18 protein-coding genes are annotated in these 19,887 nt (G+C 61.1%); 8 read left to right on the forward strand and 10 right to left on the reverse strand.

Going from position 1 to position 19,887, the window contains the following annotated elements:
- The first annotated feature begins 32 nt into the window (after positions 1–32).
- Positions 33–308 (forward strand): peptidylprolyl isomerase, encoded by a 276-nt coding sequence (locus LOY31_RS15845; protein ID WP_007952044.1) that lies wholly within the window; start codon positions 33–35, stop codon positions 306–308.
- A 125-nt stretch (positions 309–433) separates the two neighbouring features.
- On the opposite strand, the gene LOY31_RS15850 is transcribed toward LOY31_RS15845, so the two are convergent.
- The 8 genes from LOY31_RS15850 to LOY31_RS15885 all read right to left on the reverse strand — a co-directional run bounded on the left by LOY31_RS15850 (position 434) and on the right by LOY31_RS15885 (position 6,918).
- Positions 434–1,366, reverse strand: a complete 933-nt coding sequence (locus LOY31_RS15850) for a sugar kinase (RefSeq protein WP_085603283.1) — start codon at positions 1,364–1,366, stop codon at positions 434–436.
- On the reverse strand, positions 1,366–2,586 hold the full coding sequence (locus tag LOY31_RS15855) for an amino acid deaminase (protein ID WP_258711818.1): 1,221 nt from the start codon (positions 2,584–2,586) through the stop codon (positions 1,366–1,368). The genes LOY31_RS15850 and LOY31_RS15855 overlap by 1 nt, the downstream gene beginning before the upstream one ends.
- Positions 2,587–2,625: 39 nt before the next feature.
- Positions 2,626–3,390, reverse strand: a complete 765-nt coding sequence (locus LOY31_RS15860; RefSeq protein ID WP_085603279.1) for an IclR family transcriptional regulator — start codon at positions 3,388–3,390, stop codon at positions 2,626–2,628.
- Positions 3,391–3,468: 78 nt separating this feature from the next.
- Positions 3,469–3,858, reverse strand: coding sequence for a RidA family protein (locus tag LOY31_RS15865; protein ID WP_258711819.1), 390 nt, complete (start codon positions 3,856–3,858; stop codon positions 3,469–3,471).
- 31 nt (positions 3,859–3,889) lie between these two features.
- Positions 3,890–4,687 (reverse strand): amino acid ABC transporter ATP-binding protein, encoded by a 798-nt coding sequence (locus LOY31_RS15870; RefSeq protein ID WP_258711820.1) that lies wholly within the window; start codon positions 4,685–4,687, stop codon positions 3,890–3,892.
- Positions 4,684–5,346: an amino acid ABC transporter permease gene (locus tag LOY31_RS15875; RefSeq protein WP_007960241.1), complete on the reverse strand. Its 663-nt coding sequence runs from the start codon at positions 5,344–5,346 to the stop codon at positions 4,684–4,686. The genes LOY31_RS15870 and LOY31_RS15875 overlap by 4 nt, the downstream gene beginning before the upstream one ends.
- Positions 5,347–5,355: 9 nt before the next feature.
- The gene (locus LOY31_RS15880) at positions 5,356–6,018 is read right to left on the reverse strand and encodes an amino acid ABC transporter permease (protein ID WP_007960243.1); all 663 of its coding nucleotides are present in this window, start codon (positions 6,016–6,018) and stop codon (positions 5,356–5,358) included.
- A 51-nt stretch (positions 6,019–6,069) separates the two neighbouring features.
- The gene (locus LOY31_RS15885) at positions 6,070–6,918 is read right to left on the reverse strand and encodes a transporter substrate-binding domain-containing protein (RefSeq protein WP_085603277.1); all 849 of its coding nucleotides are present in this window, start codon (positions 6,916–6,918) and stop codon (positions 6,070–6,072) included.
- 338 nt (positions 6,919–7,256) lie between these two features.
- Here LOY31_RS15885 and LOY31_RS15890 point away from each other — a divergent pair, with 338 nt between their 5' ends.
- The 6 genes from LOY31_RS15890 (at position 7,257) to LOY31_RS15915 (ending at position 16,282) form a co-directional block, all read left to right on the forward strand.
- Positions 7,257–7,688, forward strand: a complete 432-nt coding sequence (locus tag LOY31_RS15890; protein ID WP_085603275.1) for a co-chaperone YbbN — start codon at positions 7,257–7,259, stop codon at positions 7,686–7,688.
- A 175-nt stretch (positions 7,689–7,863) separates the two neighbouring features.
- Positions 7,864–9,018, forward strand: a complete 1,155-nt coding sequence (gene wecB, locus LOY31_RS15895) for a non-hydrolyzing UDP-N-acetylglucosamine 2-epimerase (protein ID WP_085603273.1) — start codon at positions 7,864–7,866, stop codon at positions 9,016–9,018.
- The gene (gene nrfB / locus LOY31_RS15900; RefSeq protein ID WP_258711821.1) at positions 9,015–11,189 is read left to right on the forward strand and encodes a cyclic di-3',5'-guanylate-activated glycosyltransferase NrfB; all 2,175 of its coding nucleotides are present in this window, start codon (positions 9,015–9,017) and stop codon (positions 11,187–11,189) included. The genes wecB and nrfB overlap by 4 nt, the downstream gene beginning before the upstream one ends.
- Positions 11,186–14,344, forward strand: a complete 3,159-nt coding sequence (locus tag LOY31_RS15905) for an NfrA family protein (protein WP_258711822.1) — start codon at positions 11,186–11,188, stop codon at positions 14,342–14,344. Before nrfB ends, LOY31_RS15905 begins: the two co-directional genes overlap by 4 nt.
- On the forward strand, positions 14,344–15,222 hold the full coding sequence (locus LOY31_RS15910; RefSeq protein WP_258711823.1) for a DUF4434 family protein: 879 nt from the start codon (positions 14,344–14,346) through the stop codon (positions 15,220–15,222). The genes LOY31_RS15905 and LOY31_RS15910 overlap by 1 nt, the downstream gene beginning before the upstream one ends.
- Positions 15,206–16,282, forward strand: coding sequence for a GGDEF domain-containing protein (locus LOY31_RS15915; protein WP_258711824.1), 1,077 nt, complete (start codon positions 15,206–15,208; stop codon positions 16,280–16,282). The genes LOY31_RS15910 and LOY31_RS15915 overlap by 17 nt, the downstream gene beginning before the upstream one ends.
- Before the next feature lie 5 nt (positions 16,283–16,287).
- Here LOY31_RS15915 and LOY31_RS15920 read toward each other — a convergent pair whose 3' ends face one another.
- Together LOY31_RS15920 and LOY31_RS15925 are read right to left on the reverse strand one after the other, a co-directional pair.
- On the reverse strand, positions 16,288–17,844 hold the full coding sequence (locus tag LOY31_RS15920) for a TerC family protein (protein ID WP_179694738.1): 1,557 nt from the start codon (positions 17,842–17,844) through the stop codon (positions 16,288–16,290).
- Positions 17,845–18,145: 301 nt separating this feature from the next.
- A complete protein-coding gene (locus LOY31_RS15925; RefSeq protein ID WP_258711825.1) occupies positions 18,146–18,550 on the reverse strand; it encodes a MerR family transcriptional regulator in 405 nt (134 codons plus the stop codon).
- A gap of 79 nt (positions 18,551–18,629) precedes the next feature.
- On the opposite strand from LOY31_RS15925, the gene LOY31_RS15930 reads away from it, so the two are divergent.
- Positions 18,630–19,853: an NADH:flavin oxidoreductase/NADH oxidase family protein gene (locus tag LOY31_RS15930; protein WP_258711826.1), complete on the forward strand. Its 1,224-nt coding sequence runs from the start codon at positions 18,630–18,632 to the stop codon at positions 19,851–19,853.
- Positions 19,854–19,887 lie beyond the last annotated feature (34 nt).

Here is a 19,887-nt window from a genome sequence, read left to right on the forward strand (position 1 = left end):
CCCCGCCGTCACCCCGCTACAGGTATTGCACGATGAAAGCCCAAGCCCGCCACATTCTGGTGAAGACCGCCGAAGAGGCTGAAAAACTCAAGCAACGCATCGCCAACGGTGAAGCGTTCGATGTGCTGGCGAAGAAATTTTCGACCTGCCCGTCCGGCAAGCGTGGCGGCGATCTGGGTGAAGTGCGGCCGGGGCAGATGGTCGGTGCGATCGACGCGGTGATCTTCAAGAAACCGCTGCGCACCGTGCACGGGCCGATCAAGAGCAAATTCGGGTATCACCTGGTGCAGGTGTTTTACCGAGATTGAGTGTTTGCCTTCGGGCCCAAATCGCGAGCAAGCTCGCTCCCACATAAGAGCTGTGAACGACACTCAACCACTGTGGGAGCGAGCCTGCTCGCGATCCGATTGCCCGGCAATCGGCCATTCACCGATTACTTCGGAATCAGAGCGCCCGGGACCTGAATAACCTGGCTCGCCAACAGATGCCCGGCTTGCGCCGCTTCCGTCGGGCTTGCGCCGGACAAGCGACTCGCCAGATACGCCGCACTGAACGAATCCCCCGCCGCCGTGGTGTCCACCACCTTCTCGACCTTCTGCGCCGGCACCTCAAACGCTTCCCCGTCACAACGGATCAGACAAGCTTCAGCGCCGCGCTTGAGCACCACTTCCGGCGTGCCGATCTGCGCGTACGCTTCAAACACCGCATCACAGTCCTCGAAATGGAACAGCGCCTGCTCGTCGTCCACCGTCAGCAACGCCAGATCGACATGGGGCAACACGCTGCGATAAGCGGCCCGCGCCTCTTCCACCGAAGCCCACAGGCGTGGCCGATAGTTGTTGTCGAAGACGATCCGCGCATCACGCTGGCGGGCCTCAATCAAGGTCTGAATCAGTTTCTTCCGCCCCTGAGCGCCGAGTACCGCCAGCGTGATACCGCTGAAATACAGCACGTCGTAATCCGGCAGCGCAGCCAAAATCGGTGCGGCGGCTGGCGTAGTGAAGCAGTCGCGCACTGCGGCTTCGTTGCGCCAGTAAAGGAAGCGGCGCTCCCCGGCAGCATCGGTCTGGATGCAATACAGGCCCGGCAAACGACCGGGCAAGCGCTGGACCAGATCCAGACCAATGCCTTCGTCGGCCCAAATGCGGCACATCGCGTCACTGAAGCTGTCGTCACCCAGCGCCGTGACGTAATCGACCTGCGCCTTGTCGCCCATGGCGCGGGACAGATAGACCGCCGTATTCAGCGTGTCACCGCCAAAGCTCTGTTGCAGGCTGCCATCGGCACGTTGCTGGAGTTCGATCATGCATTCGCCGATCAGGGCGATACGCGGGGTGTTCGGACCCAATGGACTGAGCGTGTTCATCAGAAGCAGGTTTCCATGGTTTCGATCACCGACAGCTGCTCGTCCACCAGCAGCCCTACGCGCCACTTGTCGAAGGTCAGGCACGGGTGCGAAGTGCCAAAGGAAATGATGTCGCCAACGCGCAATTCCACGCCCGGCGCCACGGTCATGAACGCGTGCTGGTCCATCACCGCCGTCACCTTGCAGGCGCCGACATCGTCGCCCACCTCCTGCAGCACACCGGCCTTGTAACGCAGCAGCGGCACCGGCATCCCGGCATCGAACGCCACGTCACGCTTGCCCAGGGCAATCACCGCAAACCCCGGCTCCGGCAGCGACTGCACGTGAGCCCAGACTTCCAGCGCCGGGCGCAGGCCTTCGTGCAGATCGCTGCGACGGTCGAGTACGCAGCACTGCGCCTCTTTATAGATGCCATGGTCGTGAGCCACGTAACTGCCGGGACGGAGCACGCTGAGGAAACGCCCGCCAGCGTTCTGCGCTTCGAACGATTCGGCGACCAGGTCGTACCACGCCGAACCCGACGCGGTGATGATCGGCTTGGCGATGGCGAACGCGCCACTGTCCTGCAACTGCACCGCCAGGCGCACCAGCGAGGCGGCGAATTCACGGATGCCGGTCACGGCGTGATCGCCATGGATCACGCCTTCGTAACCTTCGATGCCGGTCAGGGCCAGCGCCGGTTGTGCGCCGATGGCCTTGGCCAGTTCGATGACTTCCTGCTCGCTGCGGCAACCGCAACGGCCGCCGACCACGCCGTATTCGATCATTACATTCAGACGCACGCCACGGGACGCAAAGTAAGCACCCAGATCGGCGACGTTGTCCGGGTGATCGACCATGCAATAGAAATCGAAGCCGGAATCGGCCGCCAACAGATCGGCGATCAGCGCCATGTTCGGTGTGCCGACCAATTGGTTGGCCATCAACACCCGGCGCACGCCGTGAGCGTAAGCGGCGCGGGTCTGGGTGGCGCTGGCCAGGGTGATGCCCCACGCGCCGGCGTCGAGCTGACGACGAAACAGCGCCGGGGTCATGCTGGTCTTGCCGTGGGGCGCGAGTTCGGCGCCGCTGTCGCTGACGAATTTCTGCATCCAGCGGATGTTGTGTTCCAGCGCTTCGCGATGCAGCACCAGCGCCGGCAGGCTGATGTCACGCACCAGTTGCGCGCCGAGGGCAGCATCGCCCTTTTCCACGGCAGCAGTGTTGTTGGCAGTCGTCATGGTCGAACTCCTCACAGTCGCGCCCGCTCGCGGGCGCGGTTATTCGTTGATTCGCCGGGCGAGGCTGTTGGCGCTCTCGATCAAGACCCGGCGATAGTCGTTGTAATTGTTTTTGGCATCAGCGCGCGGGGCGACGATGCACAGGGTGCAGATGGCAACGCCTTGAGGGTCTTTGACCGGGGCGGCGAAGCAATGGGTGAAGGTGTCGGCGACACTGTCGAACGAGAAGAAGCCGTCGATGCCGGCCTGACGGATTTCCGCCAGAAACGTCTCCATCGGCAGGCGTTCGCCACCCGGCAGGATGAAGTCGTCAGGGTCGATCAGGTCGCTGATCTGCTGATCACTCAAGTGCGCCAGCAGCAGCCGCCCGGAGGCGGTCCACGGGATCGGCGCGTTTTCGCCGATATCGGAAGAAATGCGGAAATGCCGCTCGCCCTCCTTCATCAGCGCCACCGTGTATTTGCGCCCGTTGAGCAGGCACATCTGCGCGGTTTCCCGGGTCTGACTGACGATCTCCTGCAAGGCGTGATCGGCTTCGCGACTGAGGTCGAAGTGACGCAAATGCGCCTGGCCCAGGAAGTACAACTGACGACCGAGATAGACATGACCGTCCTTGCCCACCGGCTCCAGAATCCGCCGTTCGAGCAACGAGGCCACCAGTTCGTAGACCGTGGATTTCGGGCTGCCTATGCCGTTGGCGATGTCGTTCGGACGCAGTGGCTGGCCGATTTCCTTGAGGAAATCGAGGATATCGAACGCCCGGTCCAGACCGCGTGCCCGGCGCTTGATGGTGTCTTCGGTCATTTCAGTGGTTCCCATTCAAAGTGCCGGGAGTTTATCGCGAAAGATCGCTCCCACGCTCTGCGCGGGAGCGGTCGATACTCAAGCCTTTTTCTTGTACGCAATGCAGTCGATCTCGACCTTGCAGTCGACCATCATGCTCGCCTGCACACAGGCCCGGGCCGGTGCGTGTTCGGGCTTGAAGTACTCGCCGAAGACCTTGTTGAAACTGGTGAAATCCCGCGGATCGTCCAGCCACACGCCGGCGCGTACCACGTCTTCCAGGCCATAACCGGCCTCTTTGAGAATCGCGATCAGGTTCTTCATGGTCTGGTGCGTCTGCTCGACGATGCCGCCCACAATGATCTCGCCATCCACCGCCGGCACCTGCCCGGAAACGTGCAGCCAGCCATCGGCTTCAACGGCGCGGGCGAATGGACGAGGCTGGCCGCCAGCGGCGGTGCTGCCGGTGCCGTAACGAGTAATGCTCATGGGTGTTTCTCCTGATTGAAAAAGTGAAAAGTCAGAACCGCGTGCTTTTGAGAAATTCCGCCAGCCGCGGCGATTGAGGACGCTCGAACAGTTCCTTGGGAGGCCCCTGCTCTTCGATGCGCCCCTGATTCATGAAAACGATCTTGTCCGAGACCTCGAAGGCAAAACGCATTTCGTGGGTCACCAGCAACATGGTCATGCCGTCCTCGGCCAGGCACTTGATCACGTTCAGCACTTCGCCGACCAGTTCCGGGTCGAGGGCCGAGGTGACTTCGTCGAACAGCATCAGGCTCGGGTTCATCGCAATCGCCCGGGCAATCGCCACGCGCTGTTGCTGACCACCGGACAACTGACCGGGAAAGTGATTGCGCCGCTCCAGCAGGCCGACTCGCTCCAGCCATTTCTCGGCCAGGACCACAGCTTCGTCCTTGTGCATCTTTTTGACTTTCAGCAAGCCGAGCGTGACGTTCTGCAACGCGGTGAGGTGCGGGAACAGGTTGAATTGCTGGAACGCCATGCCGGTCATCGCCCGATGACGGGCGATGACTTTTTCCGGGTGGCGCACGCGTTTGCCGTTGAGTTCGTCATAGCCGATGGATTCGCCGTCGAGCAGGATCTGCCCGCCCTGGAATTCCTCGAGCATGTTCACGCAACGCAACAGCGTGGTCTTGCCCGAGCCGCTGGAGCCGATCAGGGTCACCACGTTGCCGCGCTGCATGCTCAGGTCGACGCCTTTGAGCACTTCGACCGCGCCGTATTGTTTGTGCAGGCCACGGATGTCCAGCAGGGGCTGACCGTTCTGGACGTTGGAAACTTGAGCTTGAGTCATGGCAGGGCCACCCGCTTTTCAATGTGCCGGCCGAGTAATTCGATGCCGTAGTTGATGACGAAGAACAGAAAACCGGCGAACAGGTAAAACTCCAGGGTCATGAACGTCCGGGCGATGATCTGCTGGGTGCTGAGCAACAGCTCGGCCACGCCGATCACCGACAGCAAGGTCGAGGCCTTGACGATTTCCGTGGACGAGTTGACCCAGGTCGGCAGGATCTGCCGCAACGCCTGAGGCAACAGCACGTAACCGAGGGACTGATAGAACGTCAGGCCGATGGCTTTGCCAGCTTCCATCTGCCCGCGTGGCAACGCCTGCAATGCACCGCGCACGATCTCGGCAACGTGGGAGCCGCAAAACAGTGTCAGCCCGAGTGCGCCGGCCTGAAACGCGCTGATCTGCCAACCGAGCGCCGGTGCCATGTAGAAGCACGCCAGCACCAGCACGAACACCGGCGTGCCGCGAATCAGGTCGACATAAAAGCGGAACGGCGCGCGCATCCAGAACTTGCCGTAGGTCAGCACCAGCCCGGCGAATACGCCGATGACCGTGCCGAACAGAATGGCCAGCGCCGACACTTGCACGCTGGTCAGAAAGCCTTGCCACAAGGCTTCGCGGGCAATCCACAACTCATGCAACCAACTGGGGGATTCGTACATCGCAGCCTCCTATCGGCGGATTGCCAGACGCTGCTCGAGGTAACGCAGCAGCATGGCAATGAGGTAACAGGCCGCGACATACAACGCCGTGGTCACCAGCCAGGTTTCGATCACCCGGTAGCTTTCGACGTTGATCTTGCGCGCGTAATAGGTCAGCTCCGGCACCGCGATCGCGGCGGCCAGCGAGGTGTCCTTGAACAGCGAAATGAAGTTGTTCGACAACGCCGGCAGCACGTTGCGCAACATCACCGGCACGGTGACGTAGGCCTTCACCTGCCACTCGCCGAGACCAATCGCCAACCCCGCTTCGCGCTGGCCCTTGGGGATGCTCAACAAACCGCCGCGGAACACTTCGGTCAGGTACGCCCCGGCATACAGCGACAGGGTGATGATGAACGACGGGATCTTGTCCAGCCGGATCCCCAGGCTCGGCAACGCAAAGTAGATCAACAGAATCAACACCAGAATCGGCGTGTTACGGATCACCGTCACATACACCGATGCCAGCACCCGCAAGGCGCGATGCCTGGACAGCAAGGCAAACGCCATCAGCAGGCCGATCACGCAGCCGATGGCGATCGACACCAGCGCCAGTTCAAGACCCAGACCGAGCCCCGCCAGCAAGGTGTCGAAGTCGCGCCACACGGCGGCAAAGTTCAACTGATAGTTCATGGTCGGCAGTACCTTGAGCGGGGCGCATCAGGGCGCCCCACTCTCACGGGATCATTTGAATTCGACAGGGAAACCGATTGCAGGCGATGGCAGATCGACGCCGAACCATTGCTTGAACGACGCGGCATAAGTCGGGAACTCCACGCCGGTCATGGCTTCATGTAGAGCGGTGTTGACGAAGTTCAGCCAGTCCTGATCGCCACGTTTGACGGCGCACGCGTAGGTCTGCGGGCTCCAGGCATACGTCGGGCTGCGGTAGCGGCCAGGGTTCTGCACCATCAGATATTTGACCGAAGACTGGTCGGTGGCGGCGGCATCGGCACGACCGGAGTTCACCGCCTGATACATCAGATCGACGCTGTCGTACTGATCGACCTTGGCCTTGGGCAGCGCCTGATGCACCAGCTCCTCGGCGTACACGTTCTGCAGCACCGCGACGGTCACGCCGTCACCACCGGCCTGCAGGTCTTCGATTTCCTTGTACTTGCTGTTGTTCGGCAGCAGCAGGCCGACGCCTTCGCGGTAGTACGGCAGGGTGAACGCCACTTGCTGCGCACGGCTGGCGGTGACGGTGATGAACTGGCAGCTCATGTCGACTTTGTCAGTCAGCAGGTTGGGAATCCGCGCATCGGACGACTGCACCACGAACTCGACCTTGCTCGGATCATTGAACAGACCTTTGGCCACGATCCGCGCGATGTCGATATCAAAGCCCTGCAACTTGCCGTCCGCGCCCTGGAAGTGCCACGGCGCATTGGTGCTGCCGGTGCCCACAATCAGCTTTCCACGAGCCAGGACGCTGTCGAGCTTGCTGTCGGCCGCCTGGGCCATACCCATGACAGCGGACGAAGCCGCGAGAACAAAAACACACGCTTTGAACAAGGAAGGTCGGCGATGCATGGCAAGCACTCCAGAGGATTGTTTATTCCGCTATAACGGAACACGGTTTGTTACTACGGAATAGACAGCAGAAAGTGTGCCACAGGATTCGCGGGGAATCTGCAATGGATTGAAATTTGTTTTGAATCAAAGAGATGGAGGTAACCCGCGGATCGGTGTAACCAAAAGTGATTCCGCGCCTCGCTACTTTGCGCCACACATGGCGGGTAGCCGGGCCACATTCTGGTGCGCGATGCACGATTGGGCGCGGGCTGCACCTGTCAACTCTGACAGTTGCGGTAACGGTCGCAGCGCCCCTAACGTCGCACTGTCCCGCACATCGAATAAAGGAGGCTCCAATGACGACACCGACTCGATATTCAGCGTTGCCCCCGACGTACCGGAAAGTCTTGAAAGCCAGGCGTCTTGTCGTCCTGTATTTCTTCAACGAGCACTGCGGTGCCTGCGTGTTTTCCAGCCCCGTTTTTCTCGAGATAGCCAAGCCCTTTCGGCCCTGGATGGATATCTTCATGCTCGATACAGCACAGTGTTGTCGGAATCCGGAGGTCTCGGGCACGCCGACGGTGTTGTTCTACAAGGAAGGCGTTCTGGTTAAAAAACTGAAAGGCATCGGTTCGGAAGAATCCCTCCTGCAGGACTTCACCCAATTCCTTGGCAAAACCAGACACTGTGTTGCACCGCGCAAACCGACCCATGACCTGAACTGGCTTCGCCACACCCTCAGCACCCTCTGCACCATCCCCCGCGCAAAACGATTGAACTTTTCCTGAAAGTGCCACCTAAGAGCCATCAGGTAATGGCACCGTCGTTCCAATTGATCTGTAACAACTAGCCTCGAGGCCGGATTGGACAAGCTCCCATCCGGCTGCTTTTCTTTGTTTCTCAGAAAGAGACAAGTGCTGCCGGCCCTCTGGTCGCAGCCTTGCTTCGTCCCAGGAGGGGTCAATGTCCTTTAATGTCATGATGGTTTTCGGTACTCGCCCGGAGGCCATCAAAATGGCCCCGCTGGCCCGGGTTCTGCGTCAGTGGCCCGACATCACACTCAACATCTGTTCCACCGGCCAGCATCGCGAGATGCTCACTCAGGTGCTGGATGCGTTCGAACTGACGGTCGACGAAGACCTGCAAGTCATGACCCAGGGCCAGACCCTGAACGGTCTGTCGCAGCATCTGCTCGCCCAGCTCGATCAGGCCTACGAGCGGGTCAAACCGGACATCGTGCTGGTTCACGGCGATACCACCACCAGTTTCATCGCCGCCCTCGCCGCCTTCAATCGCCAGTTGCCCATTGGTCATGTCGAAGCCGGTTTGCGTACCGGCAACCTGCGGGCGCCCTGGCCCGAGGAAGCAAATCGACGCCTGACCGGCGTGATTACCGACCTGCATTTCCCGCCGACCTCCAAGTCCGCCGCCAATCTGCTGCGCGAAGGCGTACCTGAAGACAACATTGAAATCACCGGCAACACCGTGATCGATGCCTTGCTGTGGATGCGCAAGCACCAGCAGGAAATCGATTGGCATCCGCCTGCCGATTCGCCCCTCGCGGCGCTGGATGACCAGCGCCGGATGATTCTGGTCACCAGCCATCGACGGGAAAATCTCGGCGACGGTTTCCGCAATATCTGCCAGGCGCTGGCCGAATTGGCCGAGCAATACCCGGACGTGCAATTCGTTTATCCGGTGCACCTCAATCCGCTGGTGCAGGAGGTGGTGTACGGCATGCTGGCCGACAAACCCAATATCTATCTGGTGCCACCGCAGGACTATCCGAATTTCGTCTGGCTGATGGGCCGCGCGCACTTCATCCTGACTGACTCCGGCGGCGTCCAGGAGGAAGCCCCGGCGATCGGCAAACCGCTGCTGGTACTGCGCGACGTCACCGAACGGCCTTCCGTGCTCGAGAGCGGCACCATGCTGCTGGTGGGCACCGACAAGGCGCGCATCGTCAAGGAAGCCCGCCAACTGCTGGACGACCCGGACACCTACGCGCGCATGAGCCGCGTGCACTTCCCCTATGGCGACGGTCACGCCAGCGAACTGATCGCCACCCGCCTCCACGCCTGGCTGAGCGCACGCTCGGCGGCGGGTAAAGGGGTATGAGTCTGGGTTGGGTCGATTTCTTCGCGTATGTGCTGTTCGGTCTCAAATATGTGGCGATTGCCCTCGCCCTGCTGATGTTCATCCTCGGGCTCGATGACCTGTTCATCGACCTCGTCTACTGGAGCCGCAAGTTCATCCGGCGCTGGCGGATCTACGAGAAATTCAAGCGTGCCGACGAGGAGCGTCTGTATTCGATTCCCGAGAAGCCGCTGGCAATCATGGTGCCGGCGTGGAACGAGGTCGGCGTGGTTGGCGAAATGGCGCGTCTGGCCGCCTCGACCATCGACTACGAGAACTATCAGATTTTCGTCGGCACCTACCCCAACGACGCCGAAACCCAAGCTGATGTCGACGCGGTTTGCCAGCACTACCCCAACGTGCACAAAGTGGTGTGCGCCCGCCCTGGCCCGACCAGCAAGGCCGACTGCCTGAACAACATCATCGACGCGATCCTGCGCTTCGAGAGCGAGGCGAAAATCCAGTTCGCCGGGTTCATCCTGCACGACGCCGAAGACGTGATTTCGCCGATGGAATTGCGCCTCTACAACTACCTGTTGCCCAACAAGGACCTGATCCAGATTCCGGTCTACCCCTACGCGCCGGAGTGGAAAGGCTTCACCGCTGGGCATTACGTCGATGAGTTCGCGGAAAACCACGGCAAGGACGTTATCGTCCGCGAAGCCCTCACCGGCCAGGTGCCCAGCGCCGGCGTCGGCACCTGCTTCAGCCGTAAGGCCATCAGCGCCCTGCTGGAAGACGGCGACGGCATTGCCTTCGATGTGCAGAGTCTCACCGAGGATTACGACATCGGTTTCCGCCTCAAGCAGAAAGGCATGAAATGCATCTTCGCCCGTTATTCGGTCAGCGATCCGAAACTGGCGCTGGAGCAACCCTGGGTGTTCGGCATGAACCGCGAATTCTCCCAGGTGATCTGCGTGCGCGAGCACTTTCCCCGCGACTTGCAACACGCAATTCGGCAGAAATCGCGGTGGATTGTCGGCATCGTGTTCCAGGGCACCAAGAACCTCGGCTGGAGCCGCAAGGGCCTGCTCAACTACTTCCTGTGGCGCGACCGTCGCGGGCTGATCGCCTACCTGCTGAGCTTTCTGGTGAACCTGCTGTTCCTGGTGCTGCTGGCGATGTGGGCGGTGACGATCATTTCCCCGGACTCGTGGCGCTATCCCTCGATCCTCGCCGACAGCTCGCTGCTCTCGGTGCTGTTGTGGCTCAACGGCCTGATGCTGCTCAACCGCCTGTTCCAGCGCGGCTGGTTCGTCACTCGTTACTACGGATTGGTTGAAGGTCTACTGTCGGCGCCGCGCATGATGTGGAGCAACTTCGTCAACTTCTTCGCCAACCTGCGTGCCCTGCGTCAGGTCATGGAAATGGGCGATTCACGGCGCGTGGCCTGGGACAAGACTACCCACGAATTCCCGGCGCTGACCACGGCGCAACGTACTCCGCTCGGCCATCGACTGGTGGAAAAAGGCCTGCTTACCGAAGAACAGCTGGAAGCGGCGATCACCAGCCCCGTGCGCCGTCGACTGGGCCGCGAACTGTTGCTGCGTGAGTACATCGACAGCACTCAGCTGGTTCAAACCCTCGCCGAGCAACTGGATCTGGAATGGGCGCCACTCAATCCGTTCAAGCTCGACAAACGTCTGATCGATGCCGTACCGCGCCGGGTCGCCTCCCACTACGGCATTTTGCCGGTGGCCGAAGAAGGCGACACCCTGATTCTGGCCTCCGAAGGCCCGGTCAGCCAGGTCTCGCTGGGCGCCATCAGCCGTCAATTGAAACGCCCGGTGCGCAGCCGTCTCGCACCACAGGGCCGCGTCACATTGGGGATTCGCTACTGGTACGCCAGCCCCCGCCAGAATGAGGAAGTGCGTCATATGCTCGAAGTGCTTGAGCGCCATCAGGACGATGAGGCCCTGCTGGAACGGGTCAGCCGCCATCAGGTGCTGCTGGGCAATCTGTTGCAGGTGCGCGGCATGGTGCCGCCGACCCTGTTCAATCAGGCGCTGATCGACTTCGATGCCGAGCACATGTCACTCGGCGAGCATTTGATTTCCCGGGGCATGATTACCCCGGAAGTACTGGAACAGGCCCTGGCCGATCAGGCCAGCGAACAGCAAGCCGCCTACCGCATCGTCCGGGAGGTCGCATGAAGCCTGTGCATCGTCAAACCCTGCTGATGGGCAGCCTTTTGCTGGGCCTGAGCACCGCGTATCCGCTGCAAGCGGCACCGCTGAGCGACTTCGAACAGTTCCGCAGCTACCCCTACATGGACCGCAGCTATCGCGAGGCGAAAAAGGGCAACTGGAAAGAAGTCGAACGACTGATGCGTCACTTGCTGGAAAAGGTCCCGAAAAACGACGAGGCCCGGGCGCTGTTGGTAGAGTCCCTGGCCAAGCAACGTCGTTACAAGGAAGCGCTGCAAGCGTTGCCGGACAACAGCGAAGCCCTGCTCGACCTGCGCCTGACCTGGATCGAACAGGATCCGCCAACCAGCACGCAAGTTGAAAGCTGGATGGCCACCAGCAATCTGAATGACCGCGTGCGTCTGTGGCAGGCTTACAGCCTGAGCCTGGCCAAGTTCGGCGGCGCGGCCAAGGCCCATGACTGGCTGGCACAACTGGCGCCCAAGGGTGACGACAACATCCTGCGCCTGGCCCGCGCCAACTGGTCGGAGCAACTGCGCGACTGGAGCGGCAGCATCGACCAACTGGCGCCGCTGGCCGCACGCAAACAACTGGACGCCGAAGGCTGGCAACGGCTGGCCAACGCGTATGTGCAACGCCTCGATGAAAAGCCGCTGCAGCAACTGCTGCAACAGGCGCCGAGTCCCGAGGCCGCGCGCAACATTCGCCTGGCGATGGTCGACCGCGCCATCGCCATGGGCCACGAGCAACAGGCCCTACGCTGGATGCAGTCGCTACCGGCGAGCGACCTCGCCGACCCGGCGCAACGTCAACGTTTGTGGGAACTGGCGCGCAAGACCGAAGACGTGCCCACCGTGCAGCGCCTGAGCAACGATTTGCAACGGCCTTGCCTGGAAACCGCCGAATGGCTGTCGCGCCAGGATCCGGAAGCGGCGCTCAAGCAACTGCGCAGCTGTACACCGACGGACGATCCTCAGACCTGGCTGGTACTCGCCCAGCGCCTGCAAGCCACGGATCAATTGCAAAGTACCCGTCTACCGGAGCCTTGGGATAGCCGTCGGCAAACGCAGGTGCTCGACATCTGGCAGAAGCAAGGTCGCAGCGCCGAGGTCAACGCCTGGCTGGCCGGTCAGAAGCAGACGCCCGATATCGTCAAGCGCCGGGCGGAGCTGACGCAGCGCATGGGGCGAATGATCGAAGCGGAAACCCTGTGGGAACTGCATTACCGGCAAACCGGCAATCTTTCCTCGCTCAATCAGGCCACTTACCTGGCGGTAAATGCCGGCGATCACGCGCACGCTCAACAGTTGCTGGAATCTGCGTTCGATCGCCATGACGGGCGTTTGCCAGCGACGGCGTTGCAGCGCCTGGCCGGTTTGTATGCCGCTGCGCCAACAACGACACCAGAGCAACAGCGGCGCATGGCGCTGCTGCTCAACCGGGTGGACGGCGCCACGCGCGGCCAACTGCTCGCGCAACTCGCGGAGACCGGCCAGTGCGACGCCGTGCAGCAAGCCATCGGCAGCCACGCGCAAGCGGCGGGCGATTACCGCGCGCTCGGTCGCTGCGCCATGCCTGATCGCCCGGGTGAAGCCGTCGTCTATTACCAGCAGGCTGAAAAACTCGGTGATCGCGGCAGTCGTCTGCCGCTGGCCTATGCCCTGGAAGCGGCCGGTGATTCTGCCGGTGCACTGACGATCTGGCGCAGCATCCCGACCGCCGAACTCAGCGACAACGCGCGTCTGACAGCCAGTCGCAGCGCCCTGAATGTTGGTGACAGCCAGACCGCAGAAACCTACTGGCAACAAAGCACCACTCGCGGCGCCAATGAGTGGGCCCTCGGCGCAGCCATCGCCGACGCGCGGGGTGATCACGCCCAGGCACTGCAACGTCAGCGGCAGGCCCTGCAACAGGCACCGGATGCCGGACAATTCTACGCCGCGTCGGTCACCGCGCAAAAGGCCGGAGACTTGCCACAAAGCACCGCGTGGCTGGCCGAAGCGGTACGCCGCGAGCCGAACAACCCGCGTTATCGCGCCGACTACGGCATGCGTCTGTCCGGTGCCGAAACCCGCGAAGAGCGCGCCACGGCGATTCCGTATCTGCAACAGGCGACCCGGGATTTCCCCGAGGATTACCGCCTCGGCGAAACCCTGGCCTGGCGCTACGACGAAACCGAAGATAGCGCCTCCGCACGCAAGGAACTGCGCCGGGTGATCGATCTGGAGCAGAACCCGGTGGCGGCCGATGACGAAGACGGCAGCATGGAGGCCCGCCGTTATCGTCAGCGCCGCGCCCATGAAACCTTGTCACGGCGTGACAGTTTCACCGTCGCCAGCACCTGGTCACCGGCCGGAGTTTCGACCAACGACTTCCTGCGCCCGGATGACAGTGAAGGCAGCAAACGAGTGACCCGCTCGCAGAACGTCCAGGTCGCGATGTGGGATCACGCGCTGGGTGAAGAACCGAGTCGGGCCGGCAGTACGCTGTCGGTTTACGGCCGGCTGTTGTTCGGTGGCCAAGGTCGCTCCAGCTATGGCGAAACCTTCGCTACCGGCGTCGGCCTGCGCTACAAACCGTGGGGCACGGCCAACGTCAACCTGTATGCGGAAATCTACAAGCAAACCGGTGTCAGCGACGATGGCAGCGGCGGCATGCGCCTGGGACAGTTGTTCAGCCCGGTGAAAGTCTGGGATCAGGGTCACGACTACGATCGCTTCGGTCGCACCAGCACCGACTACCTGCTGCGCGCCACCGCTTCGTTCCTTGATCAGGGCAAGTACCGCAATGACTGGCGGGTCGACGAAAACGAATGGGACGAGCGTTTCCTTTACCTCGACGCGGCCTGGTGGACCAAGGCCGGCGATCACCAGTGGCTGTCGCGCTTCCAGCAAGGTCACGCCTGGAAACTGCCGTTCAGCGGAGCCCAGACGATCATGCCTTACGGCTTCCTCGAGTTTGCCAGCCAGGACCCGAGCAACGACTGGCGCCAGGACCTGCGCACCGGTGTCGGTCTGCGCTGGCAATGGTGGTACGACGAGGATCGCTACAACGCCTACCGCTCGAAACTGACGGTTCGCACCGAATATCAACAGTCGCTGGGCGGCAATCTGTATGAAGGCGGCAACGGTGTACTGCTGGGCGTGGAGTGGAATTTCTGATGGCTCGATGGATGTTGTGTTTGTGCCTACTGATGAGTGCCACTGTCGCCAAGGCCGATGAGCGTGTCTTCTATCAGCCGCTGAATGTCGATGCCGGCCTGACTCAGGCGCAGTGGCAGAAAGTCTGGCAAGACACCGCGAAACAAGGCACGCGAACCGTGATCGTGCAGTGGACGGCCTATGGCGACTCGGACTTCGGCGGCGCCAATGGCTGGCTCGCCAACAGCCTGAAACTCGCTCAACGACAAGGTCTGCAACTGGTGCTCGGCCTGGCGATGGACCCGGCCTACTACAAGCGCATCGATGAACTGGACAGCGCCGGCCTCGGCGCTTACTGGCAGGCACAACTGGGTCAGTCACTGGCTCAGCAGCAGAAGCTGCGCCAGGACTGGAAGCTGCCGGTCAGCGGCTGGTATCTGCCGCTGGAACTGGACGACCTGCACTTTCTGGCAGCAGATCGACGGGCCACGCTTGAGCGTCAGTTGAAGGACTTCGCCGCGAAGCTGGATGCACCGCTGCATGTCAGCGCCTTCAGTGCCGGCAAGCTGGCCCCGGCGGTCAACGGTCAATGGCTGGGCGAATTGACGGCGGCCGGTGCGCAGGTCTGGTGGCAGGACGGCGCAGGCACCGGTCGTTTGTCACCACTGGTGCGCAACGGTTACGCCAGTGCACTGCCCTGCTCCGTGGGGATCGTGCGCGAGGCCTTCCGACAGGTCAGCCGCGAGGGCGAGCCCTTCCGTGCCGAACCGGCCAACCCGGATGCGACCTCGACCGGCTGCCATCAGAACGCGGTGTTTTCCCTGCGCTATCGGCCGTGGGGCTCGGTCATCCTCGATAACCAACGCAGGCATCCGGGCAGCAATGTACAAAACCATTGAAGACGAAGTCCTGAAGAAGACCGCGCCTGCCGAGCTATGGAGCGAGTTCATCCAGCATGAATTCGAGCGGCTGCACAGGTTCTGCCTGCTGATTTATCTGGCAAGCATCAGTGTCTGGATTGTCTTCGATTTGATCGTCAGTTTTCTGGGCGGGCAAGGTTTTACCTGGCGATCGATGGTGTTTCTGACGGTGTTTTCGATTCAGGCGGTCATTCTGCTGTTCACGCGAAAAGCCGCCCATTTCGACATCCTGAACATCCTGTTCGTCGTTGCCATGACCGTTGGCGTGCGACTGCTGATCGACGGCCTGCCCGCCAGTTTTCAACCTGCGTGGCTGGTGCTGGGCGCCTCGAGCATGCTTTACAGCATTTCGGTTCTGCCCATCAGCCGCTGGTCGTTTTACACCTCGCAAGGGGTGATCTGGCTGGTGCTCAATCCGTTTTTTGGTACCGAAGTCGGCCTTTTCGAACTCAAAGGCGTGATGACCATCGCGTACGCCGTGTTTCTCTGCGGGTTGACGATCTATACGTTTTTGAAGCTGCGCGAGGCCAAGCTCTACAACTACATCATGTCCAAGCTGTTGCTGGACCAGGCCTACAACGACACCCTCACCGAAATCCCCAACCGTCGCTCGTTCATGACCCGCGCCGGAAAAACCCTGCAAGCCGTGCCGCGCGAGCACGACCATTACCTAGCGATGATCGACATCGACAACTTCAAGAAAGTGAATGATGTGTACGGCCACGACATCGGCGATGAGGTGCTCAAGCGCATCGCGGCGGACATCAAAACCGTGATGTCACGTTTCGAGTACGCACGGTTGGGCGGTGAGGAGTTTGCAATCTATCTGGCCGGTGTGCGCCGCGAGGATGTCGAGGCGCTGGCCGGGGAATTGTGCCGGGTGGTGCGTGAGCAACCGACCCAGCACCCGGTGACCATCAGCATCGGTCTGGCCCGGGTCGAAGATGGCGACACCCTCAATCAGGCCCTGATCAAGGCCGATGAAGCGTTGTACGAGTCAAAGCATACCGGCAAGGACCGGTACACTTTTCATCAGTGAGGCCGTCAGGCCTCACGCACCAGCAGCACCCGCGTCACGCGACGTTCTTCGACCGCCATCACGGTCATGCCCCAACCTTCATGTTCCAGTCGATCGCCCTTCATCGGCAGGCGATCCAGCAGGCTCATCACCAGCCCGGCGAGGGTCTGGTAATCCTCGGTCGGCTCGGCGCGAAAACCGGTGTGCTCGCGGATGCGGGTCAGGTTCAATGCACCGTTGACGATGAACCCGCCCTGCTCCTCGACCACGTCGGGGCCGGCGATTTCGCTGGCGTCCGGCAGTTCGCCGGCAATCGATTCGAGAATGTCGGTCATGGTCAATACACCAACAAAATCACCGAATTCATTGACCACAAAGGCAATGTGGGTCGAGGCCGCACGCATTTGTTCCAGTGCGTTGAGAATCGAATAACTGTCCAGCAGATTGACGGTCTTGCGCGCCAGGTGTTCAAGGTTCGGCTCGTTGCCGGCCAGGTATTCCTTGAGCAGTTCCTTCTTGTGCACAAAGCCCAGTGGCTCATCCACCGCGCCGTTACGAATCAACGGCAAGCGCGAGTAGGACGAATGCATCAATCGCGTACGAATAGCCTCGGCGTCGTCGGCCAGATCAATGTGATCGACATCGGCACGTACCGTCATCAAGGCGCGAATCGGTCGTTCGGCCAATTGCAGCACGCCGCTGATCATCACCCGCTCGCGACGGTCGAACAGCTCCGCGCTCGGCGCTTCACCGTTGTCCAGCAAGTCGGAAATTTCCTCGCCGACCTCTTCCACCGCCAGTTTGCGACCACCCAACAGACGCATCACCGCATGAGCCGTGCGTTCACGCATCGGGCGCAAGCCCTGCATCGAGCGCTTGCGACGAGCGCGGGCGATCTGGTTGAAGATTTCGATCAGGATCGAGAAACCAATGGCGGCGTACAGATAACCTTTCGGAATGTGGAAGCCCAGGCCTTCGGCCGTCAGGGCAAAACCGATCATCATCAGGAAGCCCAGACACAGCATGATCACCGTCGGGTGGGCGTTGACGAAGCGGGTCAGCGGCTTGCTGGCCACGATCATCACACCGATGGACACGACCACCGCGATCATCATCACCGCCAGTTCATCGACCATGCCCACGGCCGTAATCACCGCGTCCAGGGAGAACACCGCGTCGAGCACGACGATCTGCGCCACGATCGGCCAGAACAGCGCATAAGCGGTGTTGGTCGAACGCTCGCCGATATGGCCTTCCAGGCGTTCGTGCAACTCCATGGTCGCCTTGAACAACAGGAACACACCACCGAACAGCATGATCAGGTCACGGCCGGAGAAGCTCTTGCCGAACACTTCGAACAACGGTGCCGTGAGGGTAACCAGCCAGGAAATACTCGCCAGCAGGCCAAGACGCATGATCAGCGCCAGGCTCAAGCCGATGATGCGTGCGCGGTCGCGCTGATGCGGCGGCAGTTTGTCCGCCAGGATCGCGATGAACACCAGGTTGTCGATACCCAGTACCAGTTCCAGCACGATCAGTGTCAACAAGCCCAACCATGCCGTGGGATCCGCTAACCATTCCATAATCTGTCTCTATCTCTCGTCAGTGAATTCAGGCTGCCAGACACGGCAAAGTGCGGCGCGAAAGCTCGAAGGCTGCGCCATCAACGATAGTCGGTAGTCGGAAGACTGGATGTTGCGAGTGCGTCAAGACCGCGCCGTGGCGCGAGGGGAACGGGGTTTCTGGAATAGAACTGGGAGGCTCCGAGAGGGTGTTCATGCAAATCCTGAATGAAAAAAGGCCTTGAAGCGTACAGGCTCAGATGACTTTTCCTACAGCTGGAAATCATTTCAAAATCTGTACGCCGCAGACATCTCCGGACTTTTACGGGTAAAGCATCGACAACACGCGGTCTGCATTGGCACCGCAGCTCATGCCTTCGGGCTTGGACTGAATGTTGTCGATCACCTCCAGCAACCGCGCCTTGCTCTGGGCCAGATGCTGCTGCATGACTTCGATCTGCTCTACCTTTCGGGTCAGGCCTGCCACCAGCTCATCGTGCTTGAATTCACCGGTTCCGGCAGCCGGCAACAACTGTTTGAGTTCTTCCAGGGAAAAGCCGGCCTGCTGGGCGCTGCGGATGATGTTCAGGGTCTGCAGCACTTGTGGCGGGTAACGTCGGTAACCATTGCCCTGGCGCTCCACTTTGGGAATCAGTCCCTGAGCCTCATAAAAACGAATACTCGAAGCGCTCAACCCGCTCTGCTGCGCCAATTCACCGATTTTCATTTCAGCCTCGATTCGCCCGCTTGACATTAAAGTTAACTTTAAGCTTAGCCTCTCTCCATCACTGATGAGGAGTCAAGCAATGTCGCCCTTCCAGATTTTGAATCTGCCCAACGGTCAGACCGTCGGCAACCGTATAGCCAAAGCCGCGATGGAAGAAAACCTCGCGGACCGTGACCAGGCACCTTCGCGCGAACTGTTCCGCCTTTATCAGGCCTGGGCCGACGGCGGTGCCGGGTTGCTGTTGACCGGTAACGTGATGATTGACCGCCGTGCCATGACCGGGCCCGGTGGCGTGGTACTCGAAGACGAGCGGCATCTGGAGCGTTTCCTCCAATGGGCCGAAATCGCCCGCAGCGGCGGCGCGCAGGTCTGGGTCCAACTCAATCACCCCGGACGTCAGACCTTCGCCAACATGGGCCAGCAAGCGCTGGCGCCGTCGGCGGTGGCATTGGAAATGGGCTCGTTCTCGAAACTGTTCGCCGAGCCCAAGCCAATGACCGAGGACGATATCGAAGAAGTCATTCAACGTTTCGCCAAAAGCGCCGCGCTCGCCGAAAAAGCCGGATTCACCGGCGTGCAGATTCACGCTGCTCACGGCTACCTGCTCAGTCAGTTTCTCTCGCCGCTGACCAATCGCCGCACCGACCGCTGGGGTGGCTCGCTGGAAAACCGTGCGCGTCTGCTGCTGTCGGTGATCGAGGCCATCCGCCAAGCGGTATCGCCGCAGTTTTGCGTGACGGTGAAGCTCAATTCGGCGGACTTCCAGCGCGGCGGCTTCGACACCGACGACGCGCGTCAGGTGATCGAATGGCTCAACGAGCAACCCATCGACCTGCTGGAACTGTCCGGCGGCAGCTACGAAGCGCCAGCAATGCAAGGCGAAGCGCGTGACGGACGCACCCTTGCCCGTGAGGCGTTCTTTCTGGAAATGGCCACGGAACTGGCCAGCGTCGCGCGCATGCCGGTGATGGTCACCGGCGGTATCCGCCGCTTGCCCGTGGTCGAACAAGTGCTCGACAGCGGCATCGCCATGGCCGGCATCGCCACTGCACTCGCCATCGAGCCGAGCCTGGTCAAGCACTGGCGCGAAGGCCGCAACAGTGAGCCGCAACTGCCGCCGATCCGCTGGAAACGCAAACCGCGGGCCGCGCTGGCGAACATGGCCGTGGTGCGCTTCCAGATGGCCCGCCTGAGCCGTGGCCGCCAGCCCAAACCCGAGGTGTCGGCACTCTGGGCGCTGATCCGCGACCGCTTGTACCTCAGCCGCCGGACCCGTCAGTACAGACAGGCGATGTCTGCCTGATACTGATGAGCCATTTAAGGCGAACGGCTGATTC

Origin of the sequence: Pseudomonas sp. B21-021, from assembly GCF_024749205.1 — a bacterium.
In the GTDB taxonomy this organism is placed as follows: domain Bacteria; phylum Pseudomonadota; class Gammaproteobacteria; order Pseudomonadales; family Pseudomonadaceae; genus Aquipseudomonas; species Aquipseudomonas paraglycinae.

Bases quoted from the DNA above. Each gene is read 5' to 3' on its own strand.
- LOY31_RS15905 (WP_258711822.1), top strand. From the start codon at position 11,186: ATGAAGCCTGTGCATCGTCAAACCCTGCTGATGGGCAGCCTTTTGCTG.
- LOY31_RS15860 (WP_085603279.1), bottom strand. From the start codon at position 3,390: ATGACCGAAGACACCATCAAGCGCCGGGCACGCGGTCTGGACCGGGCG.
- LOY31_RS15920 (WP_179694738.1), bottom strand. From the start codon at position 17,844: ATGGAATGGTTAGCGGATCCCACGGCATGGTTGGGCTTGTTGACACTG.
- LOY31_RS15865 (WP_258711819.1), bottom strand. From the start codon at position 3,858: ATGAGCATTACTCGTTACGGCACCGGCAGCACCGCCGCTGGCGGCCAG.
- LOY31_RS15880 (WP_007960243.1), bottom strand. From the start codon at position 6,018: ATGAACTATCAGTTGAACTTTGCCGCCGTGTGGCGCGACTTCGACACC.
- LOY31_RS15915 (WP_258711824.1), top strand. From the start codon at position 15,206: ATGTACAAAACCATTGAAGACGAAGTCCTGAAGAAGACCGCGCCTGCC.
- nrfB (WP_258711821.1), top strand. From the start codon at position 9,015: ATGAGTCTGGGTTGGGTCGATTTCTTCGCGTATGTGCTGTTCGGTCTC.
- LOY31_RS15930 (WP_258711826.1), top strand. From the start codon at position 18,630: ATGTCGCCCTTCCAGATTTTGAATCTGCCCAACGGTCAGACCGTCGGC.
- LOY31_RS15910 (WP_258711823.1), top strand. From the start codon at position 14,344: ATGGCTCGATGGATGTTGTGTTTGTGCCTACTGATGAGTGCCACTGTC.
- wecB (WP_085603273.1), top strand. From the start codon at position 7,864: ATGTCCTTTAATGTCATGATGGTTTTCGGTACTCGCCCGGAGGCCATC.
- LOY31_RS15885 (WP_085603277.1), bottom strand. From the start codon at position 6,918: ATGCATCGCCGACCTTCCTTGTTCAAAGCGTGTGTTTTTGTTCTCGCG.
- LOY31_RS15925 (WP_258711825.1), bottom strand. From the start codon at position 18,550: ATGAAAATCGGTGAATTGGCGCAGCAGAGCGGGTTGAGCGCTTCGAGT.
- LOY31_RS15890 (WP_085603275.1), top strand. From the start codon at position 7,257: ATGACGACACCGACTCGATATTCAGCGTTGCCCCCGACGTACCGGAAA.
- LOY31_RS15845 (WP_007952044.1), top strand. From the start codon at position 33: ATGAAAGCCCAAGCCCGCCACATTCTGGTGAAGACCGCCGAAGAGGCT.
- LOY31_RS15870 (WP_258711820.1), bottom strand. From the start codon at position 4,687: ATGACTCAAGCTCAAGTTTCCAACGTCCAGAACGGTCAGCCCCTGCTG.
- LOY31_RS15850 (WP_085603283.1), bottom strand. From the start codon at position 1,366: ATGAACACGCTCAGTCCATTGGGTCCGAACACCCCGCGTATCGCCCTG.
- LOY31_RS15855 (WP_258711818.1), bottom strand. From the start codon at position 2,586: ATGACGACTGCCAACAACACTGCTGCCGTGGAAAAGGGCGATGCTGCC.
- LOY31_RS15875 (WP_007960241.1), bottom strand. From the start codon at position 5,346: ATGTACGAATCCCCCAGTTGGTTGCATGAGTTGTGGATTGCCCGCGAA.